Annotated in this window: 10 protein-coding genes, 4 tRNA genes and 1 rRNA gene; 14 read left to right on the top strand and 1 reads right to left on the bottom strand. The window is 60.7% G+C overall.

Annotated features, from left to right (window positions below; genetic code table 11):
* Window positions 1-3: 3 nt before the first annotated feature.
* A 5S ribosomal RNA gene (rrf, locus tag G3O06_RS22810) occupies window positions 4-116 on the top strand.
* A 734-nt stretch (window positions 117-850) separates the two neighbouring features.
* On the opposite strand, the gene G3O06_RS22805 is transcribed toward rrf, so the two are convergent.
* Entirely contained in the window at window positions 851-1,804 is a 954-nt protein-coding gene (locus G3O06_RS22805) for a hypothetical protein (protein ID WP_205817562.1), read from the bottom strand.
* Window positions 1,805-2,318: 514 nt separating this feature from the next.
* On the opposite strand from G3O06_RS22805, the gene G3O06_RS22800 reads away from it, so the two are divergent.
* The 13 genes from G3O06_RS22800 (at window position 2,319) to rpoC (ending at window position 16,250) form a co-directional block, all read left to right on the top strand.
* Window positions 2,319-2,404: transfer RNA gene (locus G3O06_RS22800), tRNA-Tyr, on the top strand.
* Window positions 2,405-2,448: 44 nt separating this feature from the next.
* Window positions 2,449-2,522, top strand: a tRNA-Gly gene (locus G3O06_RS22795).
* A 24-nt stretch (window positions 2,523-2,546) separates the two neighbouring features.
* Window positions 2,547-2,621: transfer RNA gene (locus tag G3O06_RS22790), tRNA-Thr, on the top strand.
* A 66-nt stretch (window positions 2,622-2,687) separates the two neighbouring features.
* Window positions 2,688-3,878, top strand: coding sequence for an elongation factor Tu (gene tuf / locus G3O06_RS22785; RefSeq protein WP_011350666.1), 1,191 nt, complete (start codon window positions 2,688-2,690; stop codon window positions 3,876-3,878).
* A 59-nt stretch (window positions 3,879-3,937) separates the two neighbouring features.
* A tRNA-Trp gene (locus tag G3O06_RS22780) sits at window positions 3,938-4,013 on the top strand.
* Window positions 4,014-4,056: 43 nt separating this feature from the next.
* A complete protein-coding gene (gene secE / locus G3O06_RS22775; protein ID WP_006482892.1) occupies window positions 4,057-4,437 on the top strand; it encodes a preprotein translocase subunit SecE in 381 nt (126 codons plus the stop codon).
* A gap of 1 nt (window position 4,438) precedes the next feature.
* Window positions 4,439-4,996: a transcription termination/antitermination protein NusG gene (gene nusG / locus G3O06_RS22770; RefSeq protein ID WP_006400672.1), complete on the top strand. Its 558-nt coding sequence runs from the start codon at window positions 4,439-4,441 to the stop codon at window positions 4,994-4,996.
* 142 nt (window positions 4,997-5,138) lie between these two features.
* Complete coding sequence (gene rplK, locus G3O06_RS22765) at window positions 5,139-5,570, top strand: 50S ribosomal protein L11 (RefSeq protein ID WP_174919027.1); 432 nt, start codon at window positions 5,139-5,141, stop codon at window positions 5,568-5,570.
* The gene (gene rplA, locus G3O06_RS22760) at window positions 5,571-6,269 is read left to right on the top strand and encodes a 50S ribosomal protein L1 (RefSeq protein WP_174919026.1); all 699 of its coding nucleotides are present in this window, start codon (window positions 5,571-5,573) and stop codon (window positions 6,267-6,269) included.
* A 295-nt stretch (window positions 6,270-6,564) separates the two neighbouring features.
* Window positions 6,565-7,062 carry a 50S ribosomal protein L10 gene (rplJ, locus tag G3O06_RS22755; protein ID WP_021161756.1) on the top strand — a complete coding sequence of 166 codons (498 nt, stop codon included), beginning with the start codon at window positions 6,565-6,567 and terminating at the stop codon, window positions 7,060-7,062.
* Between the two features lie 63 nt (window positions 7,063-7,125).
* Window positions 7,126-7,500: a 50S ribosomal protein L7/L12 gene (gene rplL / locus G3O06_RS22750; RefSeq protein ID WP_011350669.1), complete on the top strand. Its 375-nt coding sequence runs from the start codon at window positions 7,126-7,128 to the stop codon at window positions 7,498-7,500.
* Between the two features lie 377 nt (window positions 7,501-7,877).
* Window positions 7,878-11,984, top strand: a complete 4,107-nt coding sequence (rpoB, locus tag G3O06_RS22745) for a DNA-directed RNA polymerase subunit beta (protein WP_174919025.1) — start codon at window positions 7,878-7,880, stop codon at window positions 11,982-11,984.
* A 21-nt stretch (window positions 11,985-12,005) separates the two neighbouring features.
* Window positions 12,006-16,250, top strand: coding sequence for a DNA-directed RNA polymerase subunit beta' (gene rpoC, locus G3O06_RS22740; RefSeq protein WP_174919024.1), 4,245 nt, complete (start codon window positions 12,006-12,008; stop codon window positions 16,248-16,250).
* Window positions 16,251-16,412 lie beyond the last annotated feature (162 nt).

Here is a 16,412-nt window from a genome sequence, read left to right as displayed (position 1 = left end):
TTGCCTGATGACCATAGCGAGTCGGTCCCACCCCTTCCCATCCCGAACAGGACCGTGAAACGACTCTACGCCGATGATAGTGCGGATTCCCGTGTGAAAGTAGGTAATCGTCAGGCTCCCTAAGCCAGAAACCCCCGCCCGAAAGGCGGGGGTTTTTGCATTTCAGCGGCGGAAATGCATGGGGGATCGGGATGGGCAGCCTGGCTGGAGCTGGGCGCCGAGTGCGCCAATTTAGCGCTTGCCGTTCTCGAGCGATCCGCAGCTCTGCGCCGCCGATCAAACCAATCGAGCCGGCCCCGCGCTGACAGCTTGCGCTGGCTGGGACCCACATTCGAACATCCATCCCTGCCGCTCACGACAATGACGGCCAGGTCGAGTAGCGACTCCATCAATACCTGACTACCTCTCGACGCAGATTTGAGCGTCGCGGTACGTGGGCCCGGTGTGGCATCGTCGGCCACCCGATTGCCGGCTATCGGGCGCCGTTCGTTCGCGTATTGAGCTCATCTTCGGCAAAAAATCATCATTGCAATTCCGTGCCTATCGGGCAGGTTTCACCGCTTCCGTCATCACGCGAGCCGTCAGCATGATCTGGCAACGAGTCGCGTCTATCGGACGTTTTGGTGTGTTCTTGCCGCGAGGGGTGGACGACCGCTGTCCATCGATCGTGCTAAGTGGGATATCACCCGGGATGGCATCGTGTAGTCATCCCGAGATTTTTGTATCTCAATTCGTCGCATCTCCGCTCAAGTCAACCTGCGCGAGGAGGCGGGCGTGTGTAACCCGGCGGATGGAGAGGATCGTTGCGTAGCGCGAACCGGGTGCCCGCGAATCCATGAACCGGATAGCGTCAGAAATCCGCGCTGTTCCTTTTGACGAGCACGGGCTGTCCGTCGCGCAACACATAGATTTCTTCGATGAGTGAATAGGCTGTGCCGCCAAAACAGTCTCGCCCTTCGCCCATTAGCGCGAAGCGCGTGCCACTGGCGTCGACGCCGGTCGATCGCACCGCGCATGTGGTACTCGGATCGCCGAGTGCGGAGCCGTCGCCAGGCGGAAACCGACGCATCGTGTTCCGCCCTTGATCTCGGGTTAGGACGACCAACGCAGGGCAGCGACCAGTAGACATTGAAGGCTGGCTGTCGCACGCCAGCTTTCCGGCATCTTCCAGCGGATGCGGAGCGGAGAACGCGCCGGCGTCGAATCCTACGCAGGTATTGGTGTCCAGCTGCACGAGGTGGGCATCGTACGGGCATACGGGATGTCGCGTGTATGCCGCGGATTCGCTGCGATAGGCCGACCAGATGCTGACGTTGGTCGGCTTGCACGACGGCGAGGTGCAGTGGGCGGCGCACTGCAGAATGTTTGCCGAGATTGCTTCGACAAGCCTGCGGGGCAGCCCGGGGCGGGGCCGCATGTCGTCGCCAAGTAGTGGTTGCAATACGTCGATGCAGGCTGGGCTGCCGGATTCATTTGGCGATGTGTCATCGCCGACGCTAGCGCCGACGAGGTACATGGAAGCATCGCTGAGCAGCCACGCATAGGCGATCGCATCCTGGCTCCACGGGTGCGCCGCGGTCGAACCGATGTCTCCCAAATCGAGGCACCCGGCATCGAGCGCGGACTTCAATTGGCTGTATGCGGCGAGCGATGCGGTTGCCGCAGGGCGTCCTGGAGCATGGCTGTCAGCCAGGGCCTGCTGGCGGATCCTGGCGATTGTGCTCGAGCGACACCAGGTGTCTGCCGGACCGGCGCCATGAGCGGTCAAAGTCATGAAGGCCATCAAAAGGACAAGCAGGCGCATGAGGATCCGAACCAGAGGCGGGCAGGTAGCCCGGGATGGTATCGTGCTTGTCGCCGAAGTCGACAAAGGTCGGGCCGCATCCACGATTTCCCGTCGGAAGCGTCGGTCAAAGATCGGATGCAGTTGCCGGAGCGTGCGCGAAAGCCTTGTCACGTACATCGCCTGCGAATCGGTCCAGATAACCCGTGATGCTGAAAATGGCGCCTTGCGAGATATCGGAAACAGACGAATGAACCCGCCCGGCACGAAATTTGCGGAAATTTTCGTTTACCCGCTTGGCAGAGTGCTAAAGAGGTCGTATGATGGCGGTCTTTCGTTTTCAGCGTAGATGCAGATCGACGTTGAGGGCGGAGTCTGACGAAGATGCGGCACTGATCGGTAGCACCCATGCTTGCCTTAGCCGGGCAAGGGCGGGAGATCGGTGGTCAAGCCAGCGTCGGGAAGAGAGTGAAAATAATCTTCCGGATGTGCTTGACAGAAGTGCGATGCACCCCCATAATCGTCAGTTCTCTACGGAGGGGTGCCCGAGTGGCTAAAGGGGGCAGACTGTAAATCTGTTGGCTTACGCCTACGTTGGTTCGAATCCAACCTCCTCCACCAAGATTATCAGCGCAGTGAGCGGTAAGGAATCGTTTGTGGCCCGTGCGGGTGTAGCTCAATGGTAGAGCAGAAGCCTTCCAAGCTTACGACGAGGGTTCGATTCCCTTCACCCGCTCCAGACCGCGAAGTTGAAGCGTAAAGCGCCCATGTGGCTCAGTGGTAGAGCACTCCCTTGGTAAGGGAGAGGTCGGCAGTTCGATCCTGCCCATGGGCACCAGCAGTACAAAGTCAGTGTCTTGTTTGCGCGCGGCGCAACCTGTGAAATTCCTTTTGGGAGTCGAAAATGGCCAAGGGTAAATTCGAGCGGACCAAGCCGCACGTGAACGTTGGTACGATTGGTCACGTTGACCACGGCAAGACGACGCTGACGGCAGCGATCACGACGGTTCTGACGAAGAAGTTCGGCGGCGAAGCGAAGGCATACGACCAGATCGACGCGGCACCGGAAGAAAAGGCGCGCGGCATCACGATCAACACGGCACACGTCGAGTACGAAACGGCTAACCGCCACTACGCACACGTCGACTGCCCGGGCCACGCTGACTATGTGAAGAACATGATCACGGGCGCAGCGCAGATGGACGGCGCGATCCTGGTTTGCTCGGCAGCAGACGGCCCGATGCCGCAAACGCGTGAGCACATCCTGCTGGCGCGTCAGGTTGGCGTTCCGTACATCATCGTGTTCCTGAATAAGTGCGACATGGTGGACGACGCTGAACTGCTCGAGCTGGTCGAGATGGAAGTTCGCGAACTCCTGTCGAAGTACGACTTCCCGGGCGACGACACGCCGATCGTGAAGGGTTCGGCAAAGCTGGCGCTGGAAGGCGACACGGGCGAGCTGGGCGAAGTGGCGATCATGAGCCTGGCCGACGCGCTGGACACGTACATCCCGACGCCGGAGCGTGCAGTTGACGGCGCGTTCCTGATGCCGGTGGAAGACGTGTTCTCGATCTCGGGCCGTGGTACGGTTGTGACGGGTCGCGTCGAGCGCGGCATCGTGAAGGTCGGCGAAGAAATCGAAATCGTCGGTATCAAGCCGACGGTGAAGACGACCTGCACGGGCGTTGAAATGTTCCGCAAGCTGCTGGACCAAGGTCAAGCAGGCGACAACGTTGGTATCCTGCTGCGCGGCACGAAGCGTGAAGACGTGGAGCGTGGCCAGGTTCTGGCGAAGCCGGGTTCGATCACGCCGCACACGCACTTCACGGCTGAAGTGTACGTGCTGAGCAAGGACGAAGGCGGCCGTCACACGCCGTTCTTCAACAACTACCGTCCGCAGTTCTACTTCCGTACGACGGACGTGACGGGCTCGATCGAGCTGCCGAAGGACAAGGAAATGGTGATGCCGGGCGACAACGTGTCGATCACGGTGAAGCTGATCGCTCCGATCGCGATGGAAGAAGGTCTGCGCTTCGCAATCCGCGAAGGTGGCCGTACGGTCGGCGCCGGCGTCGTCGCCAAGATCATCGAGTAAGCCAGTTATTCGTTGATCGACAGTTTTGGGGCTGGTGACAGCCAGCCCCAACATGGTTTAGGGGTATAGCTCAACTGGCAGAGCGTCGGTCTCCAAAACCGAAGGTTGGGGGTTCGATTCCCTCTGCCCCTGCCAAAAAATAGCCACGTGTCCTACGTGGCATTTGTTTTAAGGTGTTATGGCGAATCCATCCGTCGAAACTGTAAATACCTCCGGCGATAAGCTGATGCTGGCCCTGGGCGTATTGCTGGTCTTGGCCGGATTCGTGGGCTTCTTCTGGCTGGCCAATCAGCAGTGGTATGTCCGCGGTGCCGCGTTGGCGGTAGGTATCATCGCCGGCGTGGCCGTCGGGCTGATGTCCGCACCTGGCAAGAGCCTCATCGCGTTTGCCAAGGATTCGTACAAGGAAGTCCGGAAGGTCGTTTGGCCCACCCGCAAGGAAGCAACGCAAACCACACTCGTCGTGTTCGGTTTCGTGCTCGTGATGGCGATTTTCCTCTGGTTGAGTGACAAATCGATCGAATGGGTGATTTTCTCGGCGATTCTGGGTTGGAAATGATATGAGCGATACTCCGGCATCCCCGAGCGGAAAGCGTTGGTACGTCGTGCACGCCTACTCCGGTATGGAGAAGAGCGTGCAACGCGCGCTTCAAGAGCGCATCGAACGTGCTGGCATGCAGGACAAATTCGGTCAGATCCTGGTTCCGACCGAAGAAGTGGTCGAAGTCAAAGGCGGCCACAAGGCTGTGACCGAGCGTCGTTTCTTCCCCGGCTACGTGCTGGTGGAAATGGAAATGACGGACGAAACGTGGCACCTCGTGAAGAACACCGCGAAGGTCACCGGTTTCGTTGGCGGTGCGCGTAACCGCCCGACCCCGATTTCCCCGAAGGAAGTCGAGAAGATCATGTCGCAGATGCAGGAAGGCGTCGAAAAGCCGCGCCCGAAAACCCTGTTCGAAGTCGGCGAGATGGTGCGCGTCAAGGAAGGCCCGTTCACGGACTTCAATGGCACCGTCGAAGAAGTCAACTACGAGAAATCGCGCGTGCGTGTGTCGGTCACCATCTTCGGTCGATCCACACCGGTCGAACTCGAGTTCGGTCAGGTCGAAAAAGTTTGATCCCGATTCGGTGGGCAGCCTCGGCTGCCCACCTTCGCGCTTACGGCCCGCGTCATGGCCGTTGAGGAGCGTCAGTAGCCAGCGGCGAAAGCGCGTTACTACTCACCGAACGCCTCCCCTGGCGTTCCATTGAGGTTCACAAATGGCAAAGAAGATTATCGGCTTTATCAAGCTGCAGATCCCTGCAGGTAAAGCCAACCCGTCGCCGCCGGTCGGTCCGGCACTGGGCCAGCGCGGCCTGAACATCATGGAGTTCTGCAAGGCGTTCAACGCGCAGACTCAAGCTATGGAGCCGGGTCTGCCGGTGCCGGTGGTCATCACGGCATTCGCTGACAAGAGCTTCACGTTCGTGATGAAGACGCCGCCGGCGACCGTCCTGATCAAGAAGGCGGCGAAGGTGGACAAGGGCTCGAGCAAGCCGCACACCGACAAGGTCGGTTCGATCACGCGCGCTCAAGCTGAAGAAATCGCGAAGACCAAGATGCCGGACCTTACGGCAGCTGATCTGGACGCAGCCGTTCGCACCATCGCTGGTAGCGCACGCTCGATGGGCATCACTGTGGAGGGCGTGTAAATGGCTAAGATCTCCAAGCGCCGTCAGGCATTTGCCGCCAAGGTTGATCGCCAGAAGCTGTACGCGATCGAAGACGCACTGAGCCTCGTGAAGGAATGCGCGAGCGCGAAGTTCGACGAGTCGATCGACGTCGCAGTCCAGCTCGGCATCGATGCGAAGAAGTCGGACCAGGTCGTTCGTGGTTCGGTCGTTCTGCCGGCAGGTACGGGCAAGTCGGTTCGCGTTGCCGTGTTCGCGCAAGGCGAGAAGGCTGAGCAAGCTCGTGCAGCAGGCGCGGAAATCGTCGGTATGGAAGACCTGGCAGAGCAGATCAAGGCTGGCCAGATGGACTTCGACATCGTGATCGCTTCGCCGGACACGATGCGTATCGTCGGTACGCTCGGTCAGATCCTCGGCCCGCGCGGCCTGATGCCGAACCCGAAGGTCGGTACGGTCACGCCGGACGTCGCAACCGCCGTCAAGAACGCGAAGGCTGGTCAGGTGCAATTCCGTGTCGACAAGGCCGGTATCATCCACGCGACCATCGGCCGTGCATCGTTCGAGTCGACCGCACTGCGTTCGAACCTGTCGGCGCTGGTCGAAGCGCTGCAGAAGGCGAAGCCGGCAACGAGCAAGGGCATCTACCTGCGCAAGATCGCACTGTCGAGCACGATGGGCGTCGGCGTGCGTGTTGACCAGGCTACGCTGGCAGCACAGTAAGCAAGTATTCGGGCCGCTTCGTTCGCGAAGCGGCCTACATGGGCTTTGGGCGGTTGTTCGTGCAACAGGGCGGGCAACCGGTTATCAAAGACCGTTGGTGGGGCGCAGCAGTCAGGTGATCCCTTAATTCAAGCCAACGCAGATGGCGAACCCGAAAAAGTTTTGCAGTGGTGAAGCCGCAGGCCGTGAAGCGATTCCCGGCGTGAGGTGGAAATACTCCTAACGAGGTCGGACGCCGTTGTTGAACGAGGTACGCGAGGTTTCGTGCCGAACGTATCGTTTCTGGAGGCTAACCGTGCCGCTTAATAGAGAAGACAAGCAAGCCGTCGTCGCTGAGGTTTCCGCGCAAGTCGCGAAGGCCCAGACCGTTGTGCTGGCTGAGTATCGTGGAATTGCGGTTGGCGATCTGACCAAGCTGCGCGCGAAAGCGCGTGAGCAACAGGTTTACCTGCGCGTGTTGAAGAACACGCTGGCGCGTCGCGCTGTTGAAGGTACGCCGTTTGCTCCGCTGGCAGAGCAGATGACTGGCCCGTTGATCTACGGCATCTCGGAAGATGCAATTGCTGCTGCTAAGGTCGTCAACGACTTCAGCAAGAGCAATGACAAGTTGGTCATCAAGGCTGGTTCGTTCGATGGCAAGGTGATGGACAAGGCTGGCGTGCAAGCGCTGGCAAGCATCCCGAGCCGCGAAGAACTGCTCTCGAAGCTGCTGTTCGTTATGCAATCGCCTGTTTCGGGCTTCGCGCGCGCTCTGGCCGCGCTGGCCGAGAAGAAGCAAGCGGAAGCTGCGTAATCGAACGTGCATCAGCGTCATTGATCGCTGGCTGTATCCGAATTCAATTTAGGAGTATTTCAAATGGCAATCGCAAAAGAAGACATCCTGGCAGCAGTCGAAGGGATGACCGTTCTGGAACTGAACGAACTGGTCAAGGCGTTCGAAGAGAAGTTTGGCGTGTCGGCAGCTGCAGTGGCAGTCGCTGGCCCGGCAGGCGGCGGCGCTGCTGCTGCTGCTGAAGAGCAGACCGAATTCACGGTCATGCTGCTCGAAGCAGGCGGCAACAAGGTTGCAGTCATCAAGGCAGTTCGCGAACTGACGGGCCTGGGCCTGAAGGAAGCGAAGGACCTGGTTGACGGCGCACCGAAGCCTGTCAAGGAAGCAGTGCCGAAGGCTGCTGCTGACGAAGCCAAGAAGAAGCTGGAAGACGCAGGCGCGAAGGCCGAAATCAAGTAAGTTTCGGCTCGCTGCGCGAAGGCTGGCGGTATTTTCACCGCCGGCCTTTTTGTGCTTTGTGGGGACGTTATTCTGGCACTCATTCGGGAGCCCGAATAATCGGCCCCAGAAGCCAAAGAAAACCGCCTGATCGTTGTCATTGGTCACGAATGGCGGTTCTCTTTGTCTTCTGAAGCGACTGCAGAAGGCAAGTTTGGTCGGGTAGCGGGCAACACAGGCATCCGCTGCCGTCAGCCAGCGGTTGGTAGCGGCCAACCACCAAGCTTCTCGGCTCGTTCAAGCCGTCGAACGGCCATCGGGTCTCAGTCGGTGAACACTCGGGTTTGAAACGTCAAGGTATTCCGCCTCGATAGCACCCGCCGTGATTCGGAGATCGTATGCAATATTCCTTCACCGAGAAGAAGCGCATTCGCAAGAGTTTCGCGAAGCGCCCCATCGTTCACCAAGTTCCGTTCTTGCTGGCTACCCAGCTTGAATCATTCAGCACGTTTCTGCAAGCCGATGTGCCGGCCACACAACGCAAGCCTGAAGGTTTGCAGGCCGCGTTCACATCGGTATTTCCCATTGTTTCGCACAACGGTTTCGCGCGCCTTGAGTTCGTGAGCTATGCGCTGTCCTCGCCGGCATTCAACATCAAGGAATGCCAGCAGCGTGGCCTGACGTACTGCTCCGCGCTGCGCGCGAAGGTCCGCCTTGTCATCCTCGACAAGGAATCGCCGAACAAGCCGGTCGTCAAGGAAGTGAAAGAGCAGGAAGTGTACATGGGCGAAATGCCGCTCATGACGCCGACGGGCTCGTTCGTCATCAACGGCACCGAGCGTGTCATCGTCTCGCAGCTGCACCGTTCGCCGGGCGTGTTCTTCGAACACGACAAGGGCAAGACGCACAGCTCGGGCAAGCTGCTGTTCTCGGCACGGATCATTCCGTACCGCGGCTCGTGGCTCGACTTCGAATTCGATCCGAAGGACATCCTGTACTTCCGCGTCGACCGTCGCCGCAAGATGCCGGTCACGATCCTGCTGAAGGCCATCGGCCTCACGCCGGAACAGATCCTCGCGAACTTCTTCGTGTTCGACAACTTCACGCTGATGGACGAAGGCGCACAACTCGAGTTCGTGCCCGAGCGCCTGCGTGGTGAAGTCGCGCGTTTCGACATCACGGATCGTGATGGCAAGGTCATCGTCCAGAAGGACAAGCGGATCAACGCGAAGCACATTCGCGACCTCGAAGCCGCCAAGACCAAGTTCATCTCGGTGCCGGAAGACTATCTGCTCGGCCGCGTGCTGGCGAAGAACGTCGTCGACGGCGATACCGGCGAAGTGATCGCGAGCGCGAACGACGAAGTCACGGAAAGCGTGCTCGAGAAGCTGCGCGAAGCGGGCATCAAGGACATCCAGACGCTCTACACGAACGACCTGGACCAGGGCCCGTACATCTCGTCGACGCTGCGTGTCGACGAAACGACCGACAGGACGGCCGCGCGCATCGCGATCTACCGCATGATGCGTCCGGGCGAGCCGCCGACCGAAGAAGCGGTCGAGGCACTGTTCAATCGTCTGTTCTACAGCGAAGAAGCGTACGACCTGTCGAAGGTCGGCCGTATGAAGTTCAACCGCCGCGTCAGCCGTGACGAGATCACCGGCCCGATGACGCTGCAGGACGACGACATCCTCGCGACGATCAAGATCCTCGTCGAGCTGCGCAACGGCAAGGGCGAAGTGGACGACATCGACCACCTCGGCAACCGTCGCGTGCGTTGCGTCGGCGAACTGGCGGAAAACCAGTTCCGCGCAGGTCTCGTGCGTGTCGAGCGCGCGGTCAAGGAACGCCTCGGCCAGGCCGAAAGCGAAAACCTGATGCCGCATGACCTGATCAACTCGAAGCCGATTTCGTCGGCGATCCGCGAGTTCTTCGGTTCGTCGCAGCTGTCGCAGTTCATGGACCAGACCAACCCGCTGTCGGAAATCACGCACAAGCGCCGTGTTTCCGCACTGGGCCCGGGCGGTCTGACGCGTGAACGCGCAGGCTTCGAAGTTCGTGACGTGCACCCGACCCACTATGGCCGCGTGTGCCCGATCGAAACGCCGGAAGGTCCGAACATCGGTCTGATCAACTCGCTCGCACTGTATGCGCACCTGAACGAATACGGCTTCCTCGAGACGCCGTACCGCAAGGTCGTGGACAGCAAGGTGACCGACCAGATCGACTACCTGTCGGCGATCGAAGAAGGCCGCTACATGATCGCGCAGGCGAACGCCGCGATCGACGAGAACGGCCAGCTGATCGACGAACTCGTGTCGTCGCGTGAAGCCGGCGAAACGATGATGGTCACGCCGGACCGCATCCAGTACATGGACGTTGCGCCGTCGCAGATCGTGTCGGTTGCAGCTTCGTTGATTCCGTTCCTTGAACACGATGACGCGAACCGTGCACTGATGGGTTCGAACATGCAGCGTCAGGCCGTGCCGTGTCTGCGTCCGGAAAAGCCGGTCGTCGGTACGGGCATCGAGCGCACCTGCGCGGTCGACTCGGGTACGACGGTTCAGGCGTTCCGCGGCGGCGTCGTCGACTATGTCGACGCGGGCCGTATCGTGATTCGCGTGAACGACGACGAAGCGGTCGCAGGTGAAGTCGGTGTCGACATCTACAACCTGATCAAGTACACGCGTTCGAACCAGAACACGAACATCAACCAGCGTCCGATCGTGAAGATGGGCGACAAGGTCTCGCGCGGCGACGTGCTGGCCGACGGCGCCTCGACGGACCTGGGTGAGCTCGCGCTCGGCCAGAACATGCTGATCGCGTTCATGCCGTGGAACGGCTACAACTTCGAAGACTCGATCCTGATCTCGGAGAAGGTCGTTGCGGACGATCGCTACACGTCGATCCACATCGAAGAGCTGAACGTCGTTGCACGTGACACGAAGCTCGGGCCGGAAGAAATCACGCGCGACATCTCGAACCTGGCTGAAGTCCAGCTCGGCCGTCTCGACGAATCGGGCATCGTGTACATCGGTGCGGAAGTCGAAGCGGGCGACGTGATGGTCGGCAAGGTCACGCCGAAGGGCGAGACCCAGCTGACGCCGGAAGAGAAGCTGCTGCGCGCGATCTTCGGCGAGAAGGCTTCGGACGTGAAGGACACGTCGCTGCGCGTGCCGTCGGGCATGAGCGGCACCGTGATCGACGTCCAGGTGTTCACGCGTGAAGGCATCCAGCGCGACAAGCGTGCGCAACAGATCATCGACGACGAACTGAAGCGTTACCGTCTCGACCTGAACGACCAGCTGCGCATCGTGGAAGGCGACGCGTTCCAGCGTCTCGCACGCATGCTCGTGGGCAAGGTCGCGAACGGCGGTCCGAAGAAGCTCGCGAAGGGTACGAAGATCGACCAGGCTTACCTGGAAGACCTCGACCACTACCACTGGTTCGACATCCGCCTCGCGGACGACGAAGCAGCGGCGCAGCTCGAAGCGATCAAGAACTCGATCGAAGAAAAGCGTCACCAGTTCGACCTCGCGTTCGAAGAGAAGCGCAAGAAGCTCACGCAAGGCGACGAACTGCCGCCGGGCGTGCTGAAGATGGTCAAGGTGTACCTCGCGGTCAAGCGTCGCCTGCAGCCTGGCGACAAGATGGCAGGCCGTCACGGTAACAAGGGTGTCGTGTCGAAGATCGTCCCGATCGAAGACATGCCGTACATGGCCGATGGCCGTCCGGCAGACGTCGTGCTGAACCCGCTGGGCGTTCCGTCGCGGATGAACGTGGGTCAGGTTCTGGAAGTGCACCTCGGCTGGGCCGCGAAGGGCCTCGGCTGGCGTATCGGCGAAATGCTGCAGCGTCAGACGAAGATCGAGGAACTGCGCGTGTTCCTGACGAAGATCTACAACGACTCGGGCCGCCAGGAAGATCTGGAAAGCTTCACCGACGACGAGATCCTCGAACTCGCGAAGAACCTGCGCGAAGGCGTGCCGTTCGCAACGCCGGTGTTTGACGGTGCGACCGAGGAAGAAATGGGCAAGATGCTCGACCTCGCGTTCCCGGACGACATCGCGGAACAGCTCGGCATGAACCCGTCGAAGAACCAGGTCCGTCTGTACGACGGCCGCACGGGTGAAATGTTCGAACGTCGCGTGACGCTTGGCTACATGCACTACCTGAAGCTGCACCACTTGGTCGACGACAAGATGCACGCGCGTTCGACCGGCCCGTACTCGCTCGTCACGCAGCAGCCGCTGGGTGGTAAGGCGCAGTTCGGTGGCCAGCGTTTCGGTGAAATGGAAGTGTGGGCACTCGAAGCGTACGGCGCCTCCTACGTGCTGCAGGAAATGCTGACGGTGAAGTCGGACGACGTGAACGGCCGTACCAAGGTTTATGAAAACCTGGTCAAGGGCGATCACGTGATCGATGCAGGCATGCCGGAATCCTTCAACGTGCTCGTGAAGGAAATCCGCTCGCTCGGTATCGATATCGATCTCGACCGCAATTAATCGGACTACGGAGAGAAAGCAATGAAAGCTCTGCTCGATCTATTCAAGCAAGTCCAACAGGAAGAAGTTTTCGACGCGATCAAGATCGGTCTGGCCTCGCCGGACAAGATCCGTTCGTGGTCGTTCGGCGAAGTGAAGAAGCCGGAGACCATCAACTACCGTACGTTCAAGCCGGAACGCGATGGTCTCTTCTGCGCGAAGATCTTCGGGCCGATCAAGGACTACGAGTGCCTGTGCGGCAAGTACAAGCGTCTGAAGCACCGCGGCGTGATCTGCGAGAAGTGCGGCGTTGAAGTGACGCTGGCGAAGGTGCGTCGCGAACGGATGGGCCACATCGAACTGGCCTCGCCGGTCGCGCACATCTGGTTCCTGAAGTCGCTGCCGTCGCGTCTGGGCATGGTGCTCGACATGACGCTGCGCGACATCGAACGCGTGCTGTACTTCGAAGCCTATGTGGTGATCGAACCGGGCATGACGCCGCTGAAGGCGCGGCAGATCATGACCGAAGAGGATTACTACAACAAGGTCGAGGAATACGGCGACGAATTCCGTGCCGAAATGGGCGCGGAAGGCGTGCGTGAACTGCTGCGCGCGATCAACATCGACGAGCAGGTCGAGACGCTGCGCACCGAGCTGAAGAACACCGGCTCGGAAGCGAAGATCAAGAAGTACGCGAAGCGCCTGAAGGTCCTCGAGGCATTCCAGCGCTCGGGCATCAAGCCCGAGTGGATGATCCTCGAAGTGCTGCCGGTGCTGCCGCCGGAACTGCGTCCGCTCGTGCCGCTGGACGGCGGCCGTTTCGCGACGTCGGACCTGAACGACCTGTATCGCCGTGTGATCAACCGTAACAACCGGTTGAAGCGTCTGCTCGAGCTGAAGGCGCCTGAAATCATCGTCCGCAACGAAAAGCGGATGCTGCAGGAAGCCGTCGACTCGCTGCTCGACAACGGTCGTCGCGGCAAGGCGATGACGGGCGCGAACAAGCGTCCGCTGAAGTCGCTCGCCGACATGATCAAGGGTAAGGGCGGCCGTTTCCGTCAGAACCTGCTGGGCAAGCGCGTCGACTACTCGGGCCGTTCGGTCATCGTGGTCGGCCCGACGCTGAAGCTGCACCAGTGCGGTCTGCCGAAGCTGATGGCGCTCGAACTGTTCAAGCCGTTCATCTTCAACAAGCTGGAAGTGATGGGCGTCGCGACGACCATCAAGGCTGCGAAGAAGGAAGTCGAGAACCAGACGCCGGTGGTGTGGGACATCCTCGAAGAGGTGATCCGCGAGCACCCGGTGATGCTGAACCGTGCGCCGACGCTGCACCGTCTCGGTATCCAGGCGTTTGAGCCGGTGCTGATCGAAGGTAAGGCAATTCAGCTGCACCCGCTCGTCTGCGCGGCGTTCAACGCCGACTTCGACGGTGACCAGATGGCCGTTCACGTGCCGCTGTCGCTCGAAGCGCAGATGGAAGCGCGTACGCTGATGCTGGCGTCGAACAACGTGCTGTTCCCGGCCAACGGCGATCCGTCGATCGTGCCGTCGCAGGATATCGTGCTGGGTCTGTACTACGCGACCCGCGAAGCGGTCAACGGCAAGGGCGAAGGCCTGTCGTTCACGGGCGTGTCGGAAGCAATCCGCGCGTACGAGAACAAGGAAGTCGAGCTCGCATCGCGCGTTAACGTGCGGATCACCGAAATGGTCCGCAACGAAGACACGTCGGAAGGCGCGCCGGAATTCGTGCCGAAGATCTCGCTGTACGCGACGACCGTCGGCCGCGCGATCCTGTCGGAGATCCTGCCGCACGGCCTGCCGTTCTCGGTGCTGAACAAGCCGCTGAAGAAGAAGGAAATCTCGCGCCTGATCAACACGGCGTTCCGCAAGTGCGGTCTGCGCGCGACGGTGGTGTTTGCCGACCAGCTGATGCAGTCGGGTTTCCGTCTCGCGACGCGCGCCGGCATCTCGATCTGCGTGGACGACATGCTCGTGCCGCCGCAGAAGGAAACGATCGTTGGCGACGCCGCGAAGAAGGTGAAGGAGTACGACCGTCAGTACATGTCGGGTCTCGTCACCGCGCAGGAACGCTACAACAACGTGGTCGACATCTGGTCGGCAACGTCGGAAGCGGTCGGCAAGGCGATGATGGAGCAGCTGTCGACGGAGCCGGTGACGGACCGCGACGGCAAGGAAACGCGCCAGGAGTCGTTCAACTCGATCTACATGATGGCCGACTCGGGCGCCCGGGGTTCGGCGGTTCAGATTCGTCAGCTGGCCGGTATGCGTGGCCTGATGGCGAAGCCGGACGGCTCGATTATCGAGACGCCGATTACCGCGAACTTCCGCGAAGGTCTGAACGTGTTGCAGTACTTCATCTCGACCCACGGTGCACGTAAGGGTCTGGCTGATACGGCACTGAAGACCGCGAACTCGGGTTACCTGACGCGTCGTCTCGTCGACGTCACGCAGGATCTGGTCGTGGTGGAAGACGATTGCGGCACGTCGAACGGCGTCGCGATGAAGGCGCTGGTCGAAGGCGGTGAAGTTGTCGAAGCGCTGCGCGACCGTATCCTCGGCCGCGTCGCGGTCGCGGACGTCGTGAACCCGGAAACGCAGGAAACGGTGTACGAATCGGGCACGCTGCTCGACGAAACGGCGGTCGAGGAAATCGAACGCCTCGGCATCGACGAAGTGCGCGTGCGCACGCCGCTGACCTGCGAAACGCGTTACGGCCTGTGCGCGGCCTGCTACGGCCGTGACCTCGGCCGCGGCTCGCTCGTGAACGTCGGCGAAGCAGTCGGCGTGATCGCGGCACAGTCGATCGGTGAACCGGGCACGCAGCTGACGATGCGTACGTTCCACATCGGTGGTGCGGCATCGCGTGCGGCAGTGGCTTCGTCGGTCGAAGCGAAGAGCAACGGTATCGTGCGCTTCACGGCGACGATGCGCTACGTCACGAACGCGAAGGGCGAGCAGATCGTCATTTCCCGTTCGGGCGAAGCGATGATCACCGACGACTTCGGTCGCGAGCGCGAGCGTCACAAAGTGCCGTACGGCGCGACGCTGCTGCAGCTCGACGGCGTGACCATCAAGGCAGGCACGCAGCTCGCCACGTGGGATCCGCTGACGCGTCCGATCATCACCGAGTACGGTGGTACGGTGAAGTTCGAGAACGTCGAGGAAGGCGTGACCGTCGCGAAGCAGATCGACGACGTGACCGGCCTGTCGACGCTGGTCGTGATCGACGTGAAGCGTCGTGGCTCGCAAGCTTCGAAGAGCGTGCGTCCGCAGGTCAAGCTGCTCGACGCGAACGGCGACGAAGTGAAGATTCCGGGCACGGAGCACGCAGTGCAGATCGGCTTCCAGGTCGGCGCACTGATCACCGTGAAGGATGGCCAGCAGGTGCAGGTCGGTGAAGTGCTCGCACGTATCCCGACGGAAGCGCAGAAGACGCGTGACATTACCGGCGGTCTGCCGCGGGTGGCGGAGCTGTTCGAAGCACGTTCGCCGAAGGATGCCGGCATTCTCGCGGAAGTCACCGGTACGACGTCGTTCGGTAAGGACACGAAGGGCAAGCAGCGTCTCGTCATCACGGATCTCGAGGGCAACCAGCACGAGTTCCTGATCGCGAAGGAAAAGCAGGTTCTGGTTCACGATGCTCAGGTCGTCAACAAGGGCGAAATGATCGTGGACGGTCCGGCCGATCCGCACGACATCCTGCGTCTGCAGGGTATCGAGGCGCTGTCGCGCTACATCGTCGACGAAGTGCAGGACGTGTATCGTCTGCAGGGCGTGAAGATCAACGACAAGCACATCGAGGTGATCGTTCGCCAGATGCTGCGTCGTGTGCAGATCACCGACAACGGCGATACGCGCTTCATCCCGGGCGAACAGGTCGAACGTTCCGACATGCTGGACGAGAACGATCGCATGATCGCCGAGGACAAGCGTCCGGCTTCGTACGACAACGTGCTGCTCGGTATCACGAAGGCATCGCTGTCGACCGACTCGTTCATCTCCGCGGCATCGTTCCAGGAAACGACCCGCGTGCTGACCGAAGCGGCGATCATGGGCAAGCGCGACGATCTGCGTGGCCTGAAGGAAAACGTGATCGTCGGCCGTCTGATTCCGGCCGGTACGGGTCTCGCGTTCCATAAGGCACGCAAGGCGAAGGAATCGTCGGATCGCGAGCGTTTCGACCAGATCGCAGCGGAAGAATCGTTCGACTTCGGCACGCCGAGCGCGCCGGCAGAAGAGCCGCAGCAACACCCGGCAGCCGAGTAAGTGCGGGCGGCGCGAGCCGCCTTGCCTTACCTCGCTGTCACCGAAACCGCCCGGTTCCGCCGGGCGGTTTTTTTTCATCTGTCGTTCGCGCACATGACGGGCCTGCCGTGCAGCCGCCGCAGGCCCGTCATGTGCGTGAACGAATCCTGGCCGATCGGCCAA

This window comes from Burkholderia sp. Ac-20345 (assembly GCF_017104825.1).
GTDB lineage: Bacteria > Pseudomonadota > Gammaproteobacteria > Burkholderiales > Burkholderiaceae > Burkholderia > Burkholderia lata_B.
Note: the sequence above shows the minus strand (reverse complement) of the source record. Positions and strands in the feature narration are given on the sequence as shown.

Bases quoted from the DNA above. Each gene is read 5' to 3' on its own strand.
- G3O06_RS22805 (WP_205817562.1), bottom strand. From the start codon at position 1,804: ATGCGCCTGCTTGTCCTTTTGATGGCCTTCATGACTTTGACCGCTCAT.
- tuf (WP_011350666.1), top strand. From the start codon at position 2,688: ATGGCCAAGGGTAAATTCGAGCGGACCAAGCCGCACGTGAACGTTGGT.
- secE (WP_006482892.1), top strand. From the start codon at position 4,057: ATGGCGAATCCATCCGTCGAAACTGTAAATACCTCCGGCGATAAGCTG.
- nusG (WP_006400672.1), top strand. From the start codon at position 4,439: ATGAGCGATACTCCGGCATCCCCGAGCGGAAAGCGTTGGTACGTCGTG.
- rplK (WP_174919027.1), top strand. From the start codon at position 5,139: ATGGCAAAGAAGATTATCGGCTTTATCAAGCTGCAGATCCCTGCAGGT.
- rplA (WP_174919026.1), top strand. From the start codon at position 5,571: ATGGCTAAGATCTCCAAGCGCCGTCAGGCATTTGCCGCCAAGGTTGAT.
- rplL (WP_011350669.1), top strand. From the start codon at position 7,126: ATGGCAATCGCAAAAGAAGACATCCTGGCAGCAGTCGAAGGGATGACC.
- rpoB (WP_174919025.1), top strand. From the start codon at position 7,878: ATGCAATATTCCTTCACCGAGAAGAAGCGCATTCGCAAGAGTTTCGCG.
- rpoC (WP_174919024.1), top strand. From the start codon at position 12,006: ATGAAAGCTCTGCTCGATCTATTCAAGCAAGTCCAACAGGAAGAAGTT.